The organism is Treponema sp. UBA6852 (assembly GCA_002449305.1).
In the GTDB taxonomy this organism is placed as follows: domain Bacteria; phylum Spirochaetota; class Spirochaetia; order Treponematales; family Treponemataceae; genus Treponema_D.
This window is the reverse complement of the sequence record DKDI01000006.1, coordinates 1-17558: the sequence shown is the minus strand read 5'-3', so window position 1 is coordinate 17558 and position 17558 is coordinate 1. Positions and strand designations below refer to the sequence as shown.

Genomic DNA, 17558 nt, shown 5'->3' with positions numbered 1-17558 from the left:
GGAATAGGAGAAACTGATGGAAAACAAAGAAAGCTTTATTCCTTATGTAGGAAAAATTATTGATATCAAGCAGGAAACTCCTGATGTAAAGACTTTCAGTGTAGTCGGTCTTGACGGAAAGAAATTGTTCGAGCACATTCCGGGACAGTGCGCGATGCTGATTGTTCCGGGTGTGGGCGAATCGATGATTTCCATAACATCATCCCCGACTCTTGAAACTCACATGGAATTCTCAATCAAGAAGTGCGGCTGCGTCACCGAATGGCTTCACTCCGCAGAAGTAGGACAGGAAATATGTCTTCGCGGACCGATTGGAAACGGATTCCCTGTGGAGGGCGCGCTTAAAGGCAAGGACATTCTCGTTATTGCCGGCGGTATCGGAATCGCTCCGGTTCACTCGGTTGTAAACTACATGATGGATCACCGCGAGAACTACGGACGGATTCAGGTCATCTACGGAAGCCGATCAAAGGCCGATCTCGTGCGTCTGGATGAGATGCAGAACGTCTGGATGAAGCAGCCGAACTGCTCGATAAATCTTACAATCGACCGCCCTCAGGACGACTGGGACGGACACGTGGGATTCGTTCCTCCTTACGTTACGGAATGCAACCCGGATCCAAGCATGACAGTAATCATGTGCGGACCGCCGATTCTGATTCACCTTTCGCTCGACGCATTGAAAAAGCTCGGCTTCAAGGACAACCAGGTTTTCACAACCATGGAAATGCGCATGAAGTGCGGAATCGGAAAATGCGGAAGATGCAACATAGGCGACAAATTCGTCTGCAAGGACGGACCTGTGTTCAGCTTCGACCAGCTTGGGGAACTGCCTCCAGAGTATTGATTTCAAGAATTTTCCTGTGAAGATTCGAAAATTTTTATAAGACTTCAGATGCGCCGTCCGCGGCGCATGAGGAGATTAAATTATGTCAGAAACAAAACAGATGGCTACAATATATCTGTTCGGCAAGAAATACGAAGTGCCGGCAGAACTTACAATCATGAACGCAATGGAATATGCCGGCTACCAGCTCAAACGCGGCTGCGGATGCCGCAACGGATTCTGCGGAGCCTGCGCCACAATCTACAGAATCAAGGGCGAGAACCAGCTCCAGACCTGCCTTGCCTGCTCAAAGAAGGTCGAGGACGATATGTACATCGCAACCCTTCCGTTCTTCCCTCTTGTAAAACAGGTTTATGATCTGAACACAATGAAGCCGGAGCAGGCCGTGATGATGCAGCTTTATCCGGAAATCTATTCATGCGTGGGCTGCAACGCCTGCACAAGAGCCTGTCCGCAGAGCCTGAACACAATGCAGTACATCGCCTATGCACAGCGCGGAGACTTCGCCAAGTGCGCAGACCTTTCATTTGACTGCGTAATGTGCGGATGCTGCTCTTCAAGATGTCCTGCCGGAATCAGCCATCCTCAGGTCGCAGAGCTTGCCCGCCGTCTTAACGGAAAGTACATCCAGCCGCAGAGCCAGCACCTTATTGACCGCGTGAACGAAATCAACGAGGGAAAATGCGAGGAGCTTATCCAGAACCTGATGAAAAAGCCGTTGGCGGAAATCAAAGAGCTATACAACAACCGCGAAATCGAGAAATAAAACCACAACTGACGCACCTTCCTTGGTGCCAGGGAGAATTATATGTACGGAAACGAATTGGACGAAGCAGCAAAAATTGTGGCTGCAAAACGTGAAGAAAACCTTAAATTCGAACATGCGCGTCTCACTGCTGACGAAAAGGATCAGCTTCTCAAGGAATACCATCCGGACCGCATCGCAAGCCAGTTCGAGGAACTTAAAATCGGACCGAACAAGGGACAGAAAGCGCCGATTGAGCTTGCGGCAATGCTTCAGGCAAAACCGCGCATCGAGCCTGAGCACATCGACCTTGCCCACGTTGACTACGAGACAGACGTTCTTGTAATCGGCGGAGGCGGAGCCGGAACATCGGCCGCAATCATGGCAAGCGAGGCAGGAGCAAAAGTTCTTCTTGCAACAAAGCTACGCATCGGAGACGCGAACACAATGATGGCGGAAGGCGGAATCCAGGCGGCGGACAAGCCTAACGACTCCCCTGCCCAGCACTATCTTGACGCGTTCGGCGGCGGACACTTCGACGGAAAGCCTGAGCTCGTCTACACTCTTGTAAACAAGGCTCCTTCTGTAATCAAATGGCTGAACGACCTCGGAGTTGAATTCGACAAGGAAGCAGACGGCACTATGGTTACGACACACGGAGGCGGAACAAGCCGCAAGCGTATGCATGCCTGCAAAGACTATTCTGGAGCTGAAATCATGCGCACTCTCCGCGATGAGGTTCTCAACCGCCCTGACAAAATCACAGTAGTTGACTTTACGGCAGCGATAGAAATCATCAAGGACGACAAGGGAAACGCCTGCGGCGCAGTTCTCATGAACGTTGAGACAAACGAAATCAGAATCGCAAAGGCAAAGGTTGTAATTATAGCGACAGGAGGAGCCGGACGTATGCACTACCAGGGCTTCCCGACATCAAACCACTACGGAGCGACTGCTGACGGTCTTGTAATCGCATACAGAGCCGGCGCAAAGCTTCTGTACCAGGACTCGCTGCAGTACCATCCGACGGGAGCCGCATATCCGACCCAAATTCTCGGAAAGCTCGTTACTGAAAAAGTACGCTCGCTCGGCGCAAAGCTGATTAACAAGAACGGAGAAGTCTACATTCATCCGCTTGAGACACGCGACGTGAACGCATCCGGAATCATCAAGGAAGTTCGCAACGGACGCGGAGTACACAACGAGGTTCAGGACGCTGTCTGGCTCGACACTCCGATGATCGAGATGATTCACGGGGAAGGAACAATCCTCAAGTCAATTCCTGCGATGTACAATATGTTCATCAAGTACGGAATCGACATCCGAAAGGAACCGATTCTTGTCTACCCTACGCTCCATTACCAGAACGGCGGCGTTGAGATTGACAAGACCTGCCACACGAATGTCTCAAATCTTCTTGTAGCAGGAGAAGCCTCAGGAGGCGTTCACGGAACAAACCGCCTGATGGGAAATTCTTTGCTTGACGTTGTCGTGTTCGGACGCGAGGCCGGAATTGAGGCTGGTAAGATGTTCAAGGACATTCAGCTTTCTGAAACTTCAAAAATGAACCTTGACCATGTGAAGGCGTTTGAAAAAGAACGCGACGCAGCCGGAATAAAATCCGACCTTGTTTCTCCGAAAATTCTTCCGCGCTACACACACGGAAACAAGGAATTCGAGAAGGCGATTCCTGGAGCAACAAAATAAAATAAACTGATTTTCAGCAAAAGGGCTGTCAAAATTTGGCAGCCCTTTTTTAGCTATAAGAAATGAACTATTAATCAATAATAAATTTCAAAGAGGCTGTATGAAAAACAAACATATTTCACTTTCCACAAAAATGTTTTTGGGAAACATTTTGCCATTAATTCTTGCTTCAACATTTATAATTGGTTCTTTTCTTATTGTATTAAATAAAACAATAAACACAGATATTGAAAAAATCACAAAAACTTCAATTGAAAATCTTGACGGAAAAATCTCAACGATTATTCAAGGATATGAAACTCAAATTGACCACTTGCGGAACATTGTAAAAGAAAAGCACGACAAAGAAACAGCAGACCTCGCAACAAAAGCTCTCACTGTAAATATGCCAGAAGATTTCTCCCTCTACTACGGAACTTTAATTTCACGCTATGAGCCAGGCGGATTTTATTCTGACAGTTCCGGCTGGAATCCTGATTCTGACTGGCTTCCCCCTGAGCGTCCGTGGTTTAAAGATGCTGTAAAAAATTCCGGAGAATTTGCAATTACAGATCCTTATGTTGACACAATGACAAACTCAATCTGCACAACAATCAGCAAGGACGTAAAAGATGAAAACAACAATCTGCTTGGAGTTGCCGCGATCGATATAATCCTTAACAATCTTTCTGTGGCAATGTCGGATATTAAAATTTCTGAAAATGCAAAGGCATATATAGTAAATACAGACGGTCTGTTTATTACAAATGACGACACATCGTTTTTAATGGAAAAATCAATTTTTGATGAGCCTGAATTTAAAAAGTATAACTTTAGCAAAGATAATTTCTTTTATTCAGCAAATGCAATTATAAAGGGTGGAATTTTTTATGGAGCATGCAAATCATCTTCTACTCCATGGTACATTGTAGTTTATGGCCCAGTTTCCGATTTTACAAAAAACAGCTATTCAGCAATATTAAAAGTTTTACTTATAATAACTGCGGCAATTGTAACCGCAATGGCGATTCTTCTTTTCAGTGCAAAAGCAAGCGCCAAAGAATTTAAACTTATGGCTGAAAACTGCAATGAAATTGCACAGGGCGACTTTACAAAAGAAGTAAAAGAAGGCAGCACAAAAGAAGCGGCAGAGCTTGCAGAAGGATTCAACAACATTATCATTGACCTTTCTTCTCTCATTAAAAACATTAGAAATTCCGCAAGCGACATCGGGTACATTACAGAAAATCTTTCAGAAGCCTCAGATGTAATTGGACAAAGCGTTGAAACAGCAAACGGTTCCGTAGAAAATGTTGCGCAAAGTGTTCAAACGCAGATTTGTTCAGTTGATAAAATTAGCCAGTCAGTTACAGAAATCGTAACTCAAATCAACAATCTTAAATCTGAAATTGAAAATCAGGACAGAACAATTGACAATTCATCTGACTCGATTGAAATTGTGGCAAACAACCTTCTTGCGGTAAATGAAAAAATTGCCGAAACATCAAAAGATGTTTCAGAGCTTGTAGAATTTGCGGACAAAAATAAAAATGAGCTAAAAAATTCAGTTGCGCAGATTCTTGAAGTAAAAGAGAAATCAAAAAATCTTCTTGACACAAACAAAATGATTGCATCCGTTGCAAGCCAGACAAATCTTCTTGCCATGAACGCCGCAATTGAAGCCGCCCACGCTGGTGCTGCCGGAAAAGGTTTTGCTGTTGTTGCAAATGAAATCCGCAAGCTTGCAGAAACAACATCGAAGCAGGCAAAAACCTCCTCTGAGTCGCTCAAGCTTATACAAACTCAAATTGATACAATTTCAGACACATCAATGGACGTTGAAAAAGCTTTTGAAAATACAATCAAAAAAATCGGAAACATCAGTACTTCTGTAGACAGCTTGAAATCTTCCGCAGAAGTGCAAGGACAAAAAGCCCAGGAAATTTTAAGCGCGCTTGACAACATGAAAAGCAGTTCCAAAATCGTAAAATCCGGAACTGAAAAAATTGTGGAAGTTACAACCGCCGCGTCCTCAATTTGCAGTGAACTTGTTAACTTGAACTCAAGCGTAGAGCAAAATCTTACAGAATGCAAAGACGCTGCAACTACTCTGCTTTCCGCCGCAATCAAAATCACAGAAACTGTAAGCAAAAACAACGCCTCTGTAGAAACGCTCAACCATGCGATTTCTACATTCAAGGTGAAGTGTTGATTTTAATAGATGTTACTAGACTTGATCTAACAACCTATTATAAAGCTGCTCACATCTGAAACAATGAAATATTATTGTGATATAAAAAAACAAAATGAAAATATGTATATTGTACATTTCCCAGACATGGCAAATGTAACCACATTCGGAACTTCTGTAGACGATGCAAAAAAAAATGGCAAAAGAGGCATTGGAGGCTGTTCTTGAAACAGATATTGAAGAAAACTTTCCGATTCCTGAACCAAAATGCAATGAGGGCTTAGAAATTGAAGTTTCTCCAAAAATCGCCTTTGCCATAGAGCTACGAAAAACCCGCGGTCATAAAACACAAAAAGAAATTGCCGCAAAAGCCGGAATGTCATACCAACAGTATCAACGGCTAGAAAATCCCAAAAAGACAAATCCGACACTGGAAATGCTTTACCGGCTTCAAAAAGTATTTAACAGACCGTTTTTGGCACTCTAGGAAAAATATGCAGCACATACCATTATTGAATAAAGCTATACAATGATATGTGTTGTTAAAATAACTTCTTAAATCTACTCGCAGCTGAAAGTATGCCCCTGCACTTTCTTCACAAACTCGTAGTCAATTGTGCGGCGCAAGCCTTCCTCAAGCGATACCGGTGCGGAAAAGCCTGTCTTTGGAACTCTTGATGACTTGAAGTAAGTATTCTGGCAGAATTTCTTTACACGGATTGAGTTTATTGCGAACTTCTTGTGCAGGATGAACGCGAGCAGGTCGAATCCTTTTCCGCCTAGATATGCAAGCCAGTACGGAAAATGGACAAGATGCTTCTTCTGTTTTCCGAGGTGCTTGTAAACGTCAAGCACAAGATGGTTCATGTCGTATGCCGGCTCGTCGCAGTAATTGAACAGGTGCTGCTTTCCGGCTGATGTTCCGTCGTATTCCTTTTCAAAGCAGGGAAGCTTTTCCTCGTTCTCAATGCAAAACTGAATGAACGCCGCAACATTCTCAACGTAGTTCATGCTCTTGCGGTTTGTGCCCTTGCCCACCATCGGAAATTTTCCGCCTGCAATCTGGCGCAGAAGGTTGTACACGTTTCCGCGGTTCTGCTCGCCGAAAATCACCGTGGGGCGGATTATTGTAAGGCAGTTCGATTTGTCGGAAGAAAGCCACTCACGGTATTTTCCTTCGGCAAGATACTTTGTGCGTCCGTAGTCGTTGAAATATTTTATCCCGCCGCTCTCATCTGTTCCGACCGGGGCAAATCCGTAGACTGCGACTGAGCTTGTAAAGAAAATGTGATGGATTCCAAGCTCCGTGCAGGCTTTGCAGATGTTCTCGCTGCCCTTCACGTTCACTTCGTCGTACAAGGATTTTGGAGAAACATCGTCGCGGTGCTCGGCTGAAAGATTCACAACGACATCGCTTCCTTTCAAAACTTCCAGAAGAGAATGCATCGGCTGTGCTTTCTTTGCAACCTCATACGCACCCGGAGCCATAGCTTCGTCCGTAAGGCTCGCAGGAAACTCGTTCGTCTCATTCCCGGAATTGCGCACATCGCAGCGGAGCCAGAGATCAGGATATGCAACGCTTCTTCTTTTGTCCGCGATTCTTACATTATGTCCTGCATCCAGAAGCCTCTTTACAAGCCGGGTTCCTACAAACCCAGAGCCACCGATAACTGTTATTGTCATTTTGTTTTAACCTCCAAAATATAGAGATGCGTTAGGGATTGAAACCGCACCGAAGGCGTTCGTAAGCAGTTTGCTGCGTCGAATGGAGCGACAGCGGAACGGTGCAAAGCCCGTCCTGCCAATGGCAGGAAACGCCCTAATCTACTACTTTATGAATTTTAGGAATCCGCTAGCCGCATAATTAAGAAAATATTTAAAAGCTTTGAAAAACGGAATTTTTAACTCCTTGCGAAGAATATTCCACTGCCATTTGAATATTTTCAATTTGCTGCCTGAAACAGAAGATTTGTTTTCTCTGTAAACGGCTTCCACAGAATTTGTGTTGATTGCAAAAAATCCTTTCTTTAGAATTTCAAGCCACATGACATAATCTTCGTGGTGGATTTCCTTTTGAAAAACTTTTCCGCATTTCTTTGTGTCGTACATTCCTGTAAGATTTCCAATGCAGTTTCCATTTAGCATATAATTGTATGAAACAAAAACAGGAGAAGATATTGAATTATTTCCATAATTTCCATCGGCATTCATTTTTGCGTAATACGAAAATACAACCGCAACATTTTTTGTCTCAAAGAGCGGCAGCTGATGCTCAAGTTTTGTCGGAAGCCACATATCATCACAGTCAAGAAACGCAATAAACCGACCGGATGCAGCATTTATTCCGACATTGCGAGGAGTTGCCGGCATACCGGATGATGTTTCTGTATGAAGCAATTTTATCCGTGCATCTTTTTTGCATAAATCTTCTATTATTTTTACAGAATTATCAGTGGAATTGTCGTCTACAACAAGAAGTTCCCAATCTGTATAAGTCTGAGAAATAACAGAAGTGATTGAGTCTGGAAGATATTTTTCTCCGTTGTGGCACGGCATTATTATTGAAACTTGTGGAGCATCCATTTTTCACATCCTTCAATGTAAGTTTTTAATTTTTTCAATACAACTGAGTTTGAAAGATTTTTTTCAAAATATTTATATGGATGTCCACTATATTTTGAAATATCAAAATTGTTTATTTTTTCAATAAACTCAGAAGCACTTTGACAAAGTTCTCCAATATTTTTATAATCAATTCCAACAAAGGCTTCTTTTGTTCCTATTATTGGAATTCCATAAGACAAAGCTTCAACAGATTTTGTTTTCATTCCAGAACCAAGAAATATTGGTGATACAACAAACTCAACGGAATTATAAAAATCATCAACATTATCCACATGCCCCAACATTTCCAAATTTTCATAATTTGCTGACAATCTCTCTTTTAAGTAATCACATATAGAACCAGCAACAACAAATTGCTTGTTAATGTGAGGAAGTACATTTTTAATGAACCATGACATACCGTCTTTATTTGCAAACATATCAGAGCCAATAAAACCGCATTTTCCTTTTTTTGAGTTATTGAATTTTGTCAAATTGATATGAGAATCCATGCTAATAGGCAAAATCAATTCCGGCAGAACAGAATATTCTTTTTGCATTTTTTCAGAATCTCTTTCATTCAAAACAATTTTGCAGTCTGAAAATAAACATGATTTTTTTTCAAGTCGTGATACATATTTATAAAAGAAATATGTTGAAACTGATTTTTTATATTTGTACACATCGTGATAATATTTTTTTTCAATGTTATGAAAAAATGTAATTGTCTTGATGCCACCGTTTCTACAGTATTCAATAAGATTTCCAAATAACGAAGAATTGAAAAATACATAATTATATGTTCCTCTGCTTATCTTCGTTTTTATTTCATTCTCTATCTTTTTTGTAATTCCGTAATCACGGTTAAATAAAAGTCCTTTTATTTTTGATACAAATGTTGGAACTGGAAAAACATATAAATCAATATTGTCTTTACCAAACAGTTTTAAGAATAAATCATAATTTCTTTTTGATACTACAAAACCGCCATTAGACTGAGACTGTTTAAAGTCTTTGGAAATAAACAGAACTTTCATATTAAAACAGCTTCCTCTTTAGTTATATCTAAATGATTTTAAATTTGTAAAATCCGTCTTATTAATAAAAAGTATTGACTGATAAGGAATATATGGAGAACGAGTAATATTGCTTGCAGAAATACGCAATGTAAATATAAAGACAAAATAGAAAATTATTAAGTTTAAAGCCCGTTCTTTTATTTTAAACTTGCTAAAAACAACAGGATAGACAAAACAAAGATAAATGTTATAGTACTCAGAAAATCGCAATCCCATGTGTCCACCGAAAATTAGTGGAAAAGAAAATCCCAAAATGAATATAGAAAAAAAACGTTTTGACTTGTTGTAAGTTCCGGTAATCAAGGATATAAAAATCAAATATATAGTAATTAAAATATAAAAATACTTCATAAGAGAGCCGCCTTTTAAATTTTCCAATGCATCAAGGTAAGACAACATAAGCCCTAGCTCTTTTAGTTTTTTGAAAATAAAAAACTTTGAAATTAAAATAATAGATAAGAAAATCACAGAGAATGCAATATTTATATAGTTGTAAATAAAGTAAATCGGAATTGCTATTAAAGCGGATTTATGCCACAAACATGCAAATATGCATAAAACTATGTACTTAAGCATTTTACGTTCAAATATGTATTTGGCAGAATAAAATACTATAGAAACTGCAACAGTCTGGCGAACTGTGCTTAATCCGCTCAAAAAAAATAAAGAGATATAAATTACTGTTGATTCAAAATAAGAAATGGAATACTTCTTTATTCCATAATAAACAAGAGAATATGCAAAAACACTTGTAATAATAAAAAACATCCAAGGACATTTATACTCGTTACAATAAAAAGCTAGAAAACGTGGAAACAGTTCCCAACGGTAAACTTCATCTTTATTCAAATCTGGAAAAATTGAATGCCAATAATTTGGATAATCATATCCTACATCAAATCTAAGCGCAGCAAATAAGAGTATAAGCACAAAAGAAAATATCAGCCGTAAATTTTTTGAAAGATACTTATTATTTACACTGTAGCGACCGGCAAAAAAAAGTAAAAAAAACAAGAAAAAAATATATATAGTCATTTCAGAGCCTCTAAAAACAGAGATTTTGATTTTTTGTTTTTTTTCAAATTGTATATAAACAAAAGAATTCTTTTTAAACAGTACAATTTCATTTCACTTGAAAGATTTTTCTCAGCGTATTTACAGCAAGACGTCCAATAAAGCACAACTGATTTTTTTTGAAAATCATAATTCATAGAATTTTCATTTTTATCTTTTGAAGATGCACCTTCAAAATGAATGATTTGAGGACCTTGTATTAAAACACTAGATTTTCCTTTATGTTTAAGTTTCAGTTGCAAATCAGATTCTTCAAAATACATAAAATATCTTTCATCAAAAAATGCGTCTGTATTATTCAAAAGAAAATTATCTGCGCCAGTAATATATTCAACGTTGCCATAAAAAGGTTTTATTATGCCTATTTTTTTAAAAAAGAATTTCCAAATTTTTTTCATTCCATACGAAACAGAAAGGCAATAAAAAAGAGATTTAAAAATATTTTTATATGTCGGAAATTTCCCCCAAGAATGTATGCAGTTTCCTTTATCATCCGATAAGTTACAACCCAAAACCCCGATTTTTTCTTTTTCAGAAGAATTTTCCCAGTAGCAAAAAAAAATCTTTACGGCATTGTTCAGCAAAATCGTATCGCTGTTCAGATAGAAAATGTATTTTCCTTTCGCAATTTTTAGTCCACGGTTATTTGCCGCCCCGAATCCTAGATTCGCATTGTTTTCTATAAGAATCACTTGCGGAAATTCGGATTTTATCATCTCAACGGAGCCGTCATTGCTGCAGTTATCCGAAACGATAACTTCAAATGAAATATCTTTTGTCTGCTCAAAGACTGATTTCAGGCAGTTTCTTGTCAGCTCTTTTGTGTTGTAGTTTACGATTATGATTGAAACGTCCATTATTAATTTCCTAGATTTTCAATACATCAGTATTTTTACATAATATTCCTCAGAAAATTTCGTCATTCCAATCAAAGAAATGTTTCCCAAGAATTTATTTCTCAACAGATAAGCAAATTGCCATAATCCAGAATGAGTCTTTGCATCAACAAATTTCAAGATATTTAGAAGTTTCATCTTTTTTATATTATGTCGTACCCATACATTAAAAAGCCGTTCCGCCATGTATCCAAAAATGCGTTCCTGAACAGCATTATATTTTGATATATCGATTTTTTTTTCAGCCTCAAAAAGTATATTGAACAGCCATGTGCAGTACGCGTCAAAGTCATTCCACCCTATGACAGTCATGTTATAGGGTGATAACCTACATCCGCAGGTCATCACACTATAAACATCCTTGTCGTATTCAGGATATTTCTCATGTATTATCTTTTTTAAAGTGCGTAAATCTTCTGAAACATGGCATACCGAATAGTCAACTTCCAATGAATAAGGATAGACTCTCGACTTTGCCATCATCACATCATATTTTGAGAGGATTTTCTCCAATTTCGTCTTGTCAAAACTGTAATTCTTCACTTCGTCTTCAGGAAGAACTACTGCATCATCAAAACAATTCTTCTTGTCAAAACTGAAATATCTTCTGTAATGGTTCAGACCGATATATTCAAGATTAGGATAAAGTTTCTTTATGTTTTTCCATGCCCAGTAAAGAGCTGTAAGCTCGCAGTAGCTTTTGTTCTTTGCGCTGATGTTGTCGCATGGTTCGCCGTTCACTTGGTCATCACGCTGCATTCCCAAATCAACATTGCTGATTGCCGCTCCTACTTGAATAGGCAGAAACAGTCCGTCCGGATTAGGAGGAAGCTCACAAGGCTTGTGGCAGCATATCAGGATCTTGCAATTGTCTTTGTTCAGAGTTACTTTACCTTTCATTTTCTTCCTCCCAGTCTTTCATGCACTTTTCAATCACATCGTCCATGTCGTAGTATTTGTATTCCGCCAGACGACCGCCGAAAATCACTTTGTCTTGGGCTTCTGCAAGCTCCTTGTATTTCTTGTAGACTTCTGCGTTTTTCGCATCTTTCACCGGGTAGAAGGGTTCGACTCCCTCGTGCCATTCGGTTGAGTATTCTTTTGAGATTACTGTTTTATTTTGTGAATATGCAGGATTTTCCGGCTCAAAATGCTTGTGCTCTATGATTCTTGTAAACGGCTCGCCGTGGCTTGTGTAGTTCACAACCGCGTTTCCCTGGAAATTCTGAACGTCAAGAGTTTCTGTCTCAAAGCGGACTGTTCGGTATTCAAGCTTTCCAACCTTGTAGCCAAAGAACTCGTCGATTTTTCCTGTGAAAACGATTTTTTCCGCAATGCCGTTCCATTTCTCACGGTCTGTAAAATAGTCAACGTTCGTTTTCGTCTCGATTCCGGCAAGAAGTCCGTCAACAAGTCTGTTGTAGCCGCCGATTGGGATTCCCTGATATGCGTCGTTGAAATAGTTGTTGTCAAAAGTGAACCGTACCGGAAGCCGCTTTATGATGAAAGACGGAAGCTCCGTACATTTGCGTCCCCACTGCTTTTCGGTGTATTCCTTTATAAGAGTTTCGTAGATGTCGCGCCCCACAAGGCTTATTGCCTGCTCCTCAAGGTTTTTGGGCTCGGTGATTCCGCTTTCCTTTTTCTGCTGCTCGATTTTTGCCATCGCTGCCGCAGGTGTTGTTACGCCCCACATCTGGTAGAAAGTGTTCATGTTGAACGGCAGGTTGAAAAGTTTTCCACGGAAGTTTGCGACAGGCGAGTTTGTGTAGCGGTTGAACGGAACAAAGCTGTTCACAAAATCCCAGACTTTTTTGTTTGAGGTGTGGAAGATATGCGCGCCATACTTGTGGACATGGATTCCCTCAACATCCTCGCAGTAAACATTTCCGCCAAGCTGCGGACGTTTGTCTATGACAAGGCACTTTTTCCCGGCTTTAGCAGCAAGATTGGCAAAAGTCGCCCCATACAAGCCAGAGCCTACGATGAGATAGTCGTAATGTGAATATTTTGTTTGAATTGTTCCAGCCATTTATTCTAGCTGAAAAGAGAATTGATTTTATCTGATTTCTATTTTTGAATTTTAAGAGAGGCTAATGCTTATAGATTTTGGAACATGAACACGCAGTCTTCGTCATATTTTGGCTTTATATGGTTCTGAACGAATTTTTCCTGCTTTTTTGGAAGGCGTGTAAACCCCAGTTTCGTATAATGCTCAATCAGTTTCTCATCTGGGAGAGCATAAATATAAAGAGAAGCAAGCCCAATGTATTTGCTCATCGTCTGGCAAAGCGGAATGATAAAACGTCTTAGTATAAATGCTCCGATTTTTGCCGTCTCAGGATGATTGTTACGATAATTCTTATTCACTGCGAAATTAGAAAGCTCAACAGCAGGAATTGTATCAAAACTTTCATGAAAGACTTGAATTGTTATAAGTCCGCTCCGCAAAGTAAAATAAGCCGCAAGTTCACCCGAAACTTTATCTTTTACAAGATACGTTCTTGCGTTCAAGTCTTTTTCATCTGATGCAGCCTGATTTTTCAGGTAATTTTCAAGCCCTTCTGCTCCATTCAGTGCACAAAAGTCAGCAATCAAGGACTCATTCTCCGAAGAATCAAAGATATGCTCAATTGAAAAATCGTCTGTGTCTAAAACCGAGAATTCAACAATCACTTTTTAGAAATCTCCTTCAACTTTGAACGTTCTTTTTTATGTACATTTGAAATCCATAATTCAAAATCATCACATTCTTTATCCAGTTCCTTAAAATCAGGCTTCGGATGATTTACAATAAACTGATAAACTTCATTCTTTTTCAAATGTTCCTGATACTCTTTTGAAAGCACGCGCATATCAACCTCCAATAAAAAGTCAATGAGGAAATATCAATTTCCGATTTGACTTTTTGCACAATTTCGCAACAAAGTGAACTCGCGACGCAAGTTTCCAGCGGAAATTGAAGTTTATAAAAAAGTTTGCAACGCAAACTTGTGAATAAAAACTTTGACGCTATTTTAGACAAAGTTTTTATTACATACCTCCTGTAATAAATATACAAATATTTTCTGTTACAGTATAGCACAAGATTCCGTTTTCGCCTCAGTAAAATCAAAAATAGAAATGTCAAAGAACTTATAAAACAACAGGAAAATACCGTTGTTTTATCAAAAATCAATTGTCTTTTCAGTGTGCCTCCTTGCAATTATTTTATTATTTCAAGTAATCTATTTATTCCTTTATGAATTTGATTTTGAATATCTTAATCCAACCAATACAACATATATTTATTTCCCTACTAAAGCGTTTGAAAGAAAATTTATGCCTCTCTCTCTTAGTTCTTTTTTTTGTATTTCAAAAAAATTCCAGTCAAAATTGGACAAAAGAGTTTTTTCAAAGTCATAAGCTTTATGAATTGTCAAATTCCGTCCTACCATCATATTTAGCGTATCAAGCCTTGAATTTGTAGTTTTTGCACAACCTTTTAAAGAAAAGGCAGCAACTGGTTTATGAAAGAAAAGAGAAAACACTGTTCCGTGAAAAGAATTAGTAATTACATATCTTGCGTTTGCTATAAATTTAACCCACTGCGGTACTGATGGAAATATTCTCTTCTCCGAAGTACACTTTCCGTGACCTGTTACATATACAACATCAAGCCCCTGTTTATACGCCCATGTTTTTATCTTTTTAATATCCAAAGATGAGCTTGCAGAAAGTTCATATACAAATACATATTCTTTTTTTGGCAATACAACTTTTTCATCTTTGAAAAATTCAAGATATTCATCAGGTGTAAGAAGAAAAGTTGGATCACATACCTGGACTGCATCTTTGATACCGATTTTCTTTAAGATTTCAAGACCGCTTTTTTCTCGTACACTGATAGCATCAAAGTGGGAAATCAAAGGTTTTACTGCCATCGCAAATTTTTCATTCAATTTATCTTCTGAAAAACCGAAACTTGCAGCATAAGAAATCCGTTTTGTTTCACTTTTTCCAAAATTCAAAAAATGTGCGTTCAGATTATTTTTCTGTAAATACTGAATATTCCAAACCTGATCGCTTCCGACAATATAAGCATCCGCTTTTGGAGGAGATTCCTTTAATTCATCGAATGTATAATAATTTTGTGATAAATGAAGATATTTCTTTCTGAATTCTGGAGCATTGCGATTATGTAAAGAAGTTTCATTTTTTTGGTTTTTAGAATCCAACTTGTTCTTAATAAAACGCATCAACAAATAGGGATTCAAACCTTTTAGAATTTTCCAAAAAGGTCGTTTTATAGTTAAAATATCATCAAATCTATGATACTGAATCAAAAAAACATCATTACCAATTTTTTCAAGGTATTTCTGTAGTGCAAATCCTTGAATCTGAGTACCATAATTATCATCTGGTTGCCAGCAAGTCATTATTCCAATTTTCATTTTCTAAGTCCTAATCTTCGTAAGATTTTTCCTCCAAACCGTCGGCAAGCATAGTAAACTCTAACTGGAAACTTCACTTTGACATATTTTTTATATGCAACATCAAACCCCTTTTTTAAGCAGATCGAAATAAATTTTTTGCGATTTTTTGGAAGCTTGAGAGAATATAAAAGTTGCGTATTAAATCTTTTACAGTCGTAATTTTTTATTTCATCAACAAAAAGTGAACTTTTTACAGATTTGAAAAGTTTTTTCCCCTTATCAGTGTTTAAAAAACAGATAGAATATCCTTTGTCATCATCTTTTTCTGGAATATAGTTTTGAATTCCCCAAAAGTCTCCGATTGTAATGTCCGAAAGAATTTTAGAACCTTTAAAAACACAATCATAGCAGGAATTCCGCATCATCACATTTTTATTGAATGAAAGCATCCACATTCCTTTAGATTGATTTACGCTGTATTCACTGCCATTCGCGAAAGTGAATGACAGTGAAAACAGCTTCCAGCCGTCATTCTTCCGCCTGAAAGCTGTTTTCACGATCCGCGAAGCGGATTTTTTTTCGCGGAATTTTATATACTTTTGCCAGAGAGCCGGGCTTGGAACTCCGTGGCATATAACGTCAACGGTAAAAAGATTCTCATAGTCCTTTTTTAGGAATGCCTTTAATCCGACAATCTGGCACGGTGTTCCTGTGTAAAGGACCTTTCTTCCATCATCAAGAAATTTTCTGCAATCCAAAAAACTGCTTTCCGTGCGGCTCTGCAGATACTTTGATCCACGGAATCTCTCAAGCCCGCAAACGGAATCAGTCCAGCCGTGCATTACAGAAAAATCACTGTCAAATTCCGCACCGAAAACAACGCCTCCCTCAGCTATCACTTTTTCAGCAAGAACCGTGAACATTCCGCCGGAAGAGCTTTCAAGACGGATTTTCTCGTCACTGCAGATTGCCGCATACGCTTTTCTTTCTGAAAAACCAGTTGAGGTTTTTGCATTCAGAACCGGGCAAGTTTTCTCGCAAAGCCTACATTCAACGCAAAGAGAAGAGTCAACTTTCGGATACAAAAATCCTTCATCGTTTGCAATCATCGAAATTGCGGATTTATTACAGATTTGAACACATGCGCCGCATCCAGAGCATTTTTCATAAGGAAGACTAGGCATTAAAAATCCTCCTTCGCATCATATTTAAGACAGAAACACGCTCTGATTTATTCATTCCAACAAACAAGACTGATACCGAAGTAAAGGCGACAGATAAAAAAACAACACAGATAAAATTCAGAATTTTGTCTTTAATGAAATACCGTGCGGCAACAGGCACAACCGCAGACAGAACTGCAACGGCAAAAATCGGCAGGCATACGCTCATTAAGAAACTTCGTATAGAAAAGTCCGTTAAAGCTTTTATAATAAAAAGACGAACAACAAAAGCAATAAATGTTATACAGATTGCAACAACAAGAACACTGTATGCAGGAAGTCCGCATTTCAGGCATACATAGCTTGCAGGAAGATTCATAAGCAGAATTCCGCCCACAACACTCTGATAAAGCTTTATTTTTCCGGTAGCCTGAGCAAGCGTCATAATTGGGTAGCTCACTGAATCGACCAATGCATCAATCAAAACGAGGCGCGCAAAAATAACTGCATTTTCAGGCGGATTTTTCAGCCAGACATCCAAGACAAACGGCATTTCAAGCGCAAGCGGAAGCGTAAAAATATACATCAGAAAAAATGTCATTCTGCAGCCTCGGAAAGTCAGAGAAAGACATTCCTCTTTCTGTTCCGCAGCATAAGTCTTTATAATCTGTGGACGTATTGCCGTTGAGAAATTCTGGCTGAAACTTGTTACCGCCGCGCTTACCTGAGAAGCTATCGCCCTGGCAGCATTCGCAAGTGAACCGAAAAACTGATTCAGAAGGATATTCACAATCTGATTTTTGAATACACCAACAGAGCTTCCGAAGAGATTCCAGCCGACATAGCTGAACATCCCGG

At 39.1% G+C, this 17558-nt stretch carries 17 protein-coding genes; 5 read left to right on the top strand and 12 right to left on the bottom strand.

From position 1 onward, the window contains the following. The first annotated feature begins 16 nt into the window (after positions 1 to 16). From B3209_RS01400 to B3209_RS01380, 5 genes are all read left to right on the top strand, one after another. Complete coding sequence (locus B3209_RS01400) at positions 17 to 847, top strand: FAD/NAD(P)-binding protein (RefSeq protein ID WP_276749901.1); 831 nt, start codon at positions 17 to 19, stop codon at positions 845 to 847. 82 nt (positions 848 to 929) lie between these two features. Next, complete coding sequence (locus B3209_RS01395; RefSeq protein ID WP_013701516.1) at positions 930 to 1613, top strand: 4Fe-4S dicluster domain-containing protein; 684 nt, start codon at positions 930 to 932, stop codon at positions 1611 to 1613. Between the two features lie 42 nt (positions 1614 to 1655). After that, on the top strand, positions 1656 to 3299 hold the full coding sequence (locus B3209_RS01390; protein ID WP_296662483.1) for an FAD-dependent oxidoreductase: 1644 nt from the start codon (positions 1656 to 1658) through the stop codon (positions 3297 to 3299). A gap of 100 nt (positions 3300 to 3399) precedes the next feature. Next, a complete protein-coding gene (locus tag B3209_RS01385; protein WP_296689589.1) occupies positions 3400 to 5490 on the top strand; it encodes a methyl-accepting chemotaxis protein in 2091 nt (696 codons plus the stop codon). A 175-nt stretch (positions 5491 to 5665) separates the two neighbouring features. Further along, positions 5666 to 5956 carry a type II toxin-antitoxin system HicB family antitoxin gene (locus tag B3209_RS01380; protein WP_296662480.1) on the top strand — a complete coding sequence of 97 codons (291 nt, stop codon included), beginning with the start codon at positions 5666 to 5668 and terminating at the stop codon, positions 5954 to 5956. Positions 5957 to 6030: 74 nt separating this feature from the next. On the opposite strand, the gene B3209_RS01375 is transcribed toward B3209_RS01380, so the two are convergent. The 12 genes from B3209_RS01375 to B3209_RS01320 all read right to left on the bottom strand — a co-directional run. Then, positions 6031 to 7152 (bottom strand): NAD-dependent epimerase/dehydratase family protein, encoded by a 1122-nt coding sequence (locus tag B3209_RS01375; RefSeq protein WP_296662478.1) that lies wholly within the window; start codon positions 7150 to 7152, stop codon positions 6031 to 6033. A gap of 144 nt (positions 7153 to 7296) precedes the next feature. Next, positions 7297 to 8052, bottom strand: a complete 756-nt coding sequence (locus B3209_RS01370) for a glycosyltransferase family 2 protein (RefSeq protein ID WP_296662477.1) — start codon at positions 8050 to 8052, stop codon at positions 7297 to 7299. Next, positions 8028 to 9110: a glycosyltransferase gene (locus B3209_RS01365; protein WP_296662475.1), complete on the bottom strand. Its 1083-nt coding sequence runs from the start codon at positions 9108 to 9110 to the stop codon at positions 8028 to 8030. The genes B3209_RS01370 and B3209_RS01365 overlap by 25 nt, the downstream gene beginning before the upstream one ends. Before the next feature lie 18 nt (positions 9111 to 9128). After that, a complete protein-coding gene (locus B3209_RS01360) occupies positions 9129 to 10187 on the bottom strand; it encodes an EpsG family protein (RefSeq protein WP_296662474.1) in 1059 nt (352 codons plus the stop codon). Beyond that, positions 10184 to 11083, bottom strand: a complete 900-nt coding sequence (locus tag B3209_RS01355) for a glycosyltransferase family 2 protein (RefSeq protein ID WP_296662472.1) — start codon at positions 11081 to 11083, stop codon at positions 10184 to 10186. The genes B3209_RS01360 and B3209_RS01355 overlap by 4 nt, the downstream gene beginning before the upstream one ends. Positions 11084 to 11101: 18 nt before the next feature. Beyond that, positions 11102 to 12022, bottom strand: coding sequence for a DUF4422 domain-containing protein (locus B3209_RS01350; RefSeq protein ID WP_296662470.1), 921 nt, complete (start codon positions 12020 to 12022; stop codon positions 11102 to 11104). Next, positions 12012 to 13154 (bottom strand): UDP-galactopyranose mutase, encoded by a 1143-nt coding sequence (glf, locus tag B3209_RS01345; RefSeq protein WP_296662468.1) that lies wholly within the window; start codon positions 13152 to 13154, stop codon positions 12012 to 12014. Before glf ends, B3209_RS01350 begins: the two co-directional genes overlap by 11 nt. Before the next feature lie 68 nt (positions 13155 to 13222). Continuing rightward, positions 13223 to 13798: a hypothetical protein gene (locus tag B3209_RS01340; protein ID WP_296662467.1), complete on the bottom strand. Its 576-nt coding sequence runs from the start codon at positions 13796 to 13798 to the stop codon at positions 13223 to 13225. Then, positions 13795 to 13977, bottom strand: a complete 183-nt coding sequence (locus B3209_RS01335; protein WP_296012623.1) for a hypothetical protein — start codon at positions 13975 to 13977, stop codon at positions 13795 to 13797. Before B3209_RS01335 ends, B3209_RS01340 begins: the two co-directional genes overlap by 4 nt. A gap of 432 nt (positions 13978 to 14409) precedes the next feature. Next, on the bottom strand, positions 14410 to 15555 hold the full coding sequence (locus B3209_RS01330; RefSeq protein ID WP_296662465.1) for a polysaccharide pyruvyl transferase family protein: 1146 nt from the start codon (positions 15553 to 15555) through the stop codon (positions 14410 to 14412). Continuing rightward, positions 15552 to 16721, bottom strand: a complete 1170-nt coding sequence (locus B3209_RS01325) for a Coenzyme F420 hydrogenase/dehydrogenase, beta subunit C-terminal domain (protein ID WP_296689587.1) — start codon at positions 16719 to 16721, stop codon at positions 15552 to 15554. The genes B3209_RS01330 and B3209_RS01325 overlap by 4 nt, the downstream gene beginning before the upstream one ends. Beyond that, positions 16714 to 17558, bottom strand: an 845-nt coding sequence (locus tag B3209_RS01320; RefSeq protein ID WP_414718096.1) for a lipopolysaccharide biosynthesis protein, incomplete at its 5' end; no start/stop codon positions are given. The genes B3209_RS01320 and B3209_RS01325, both read right to left, overlap by 8 nt.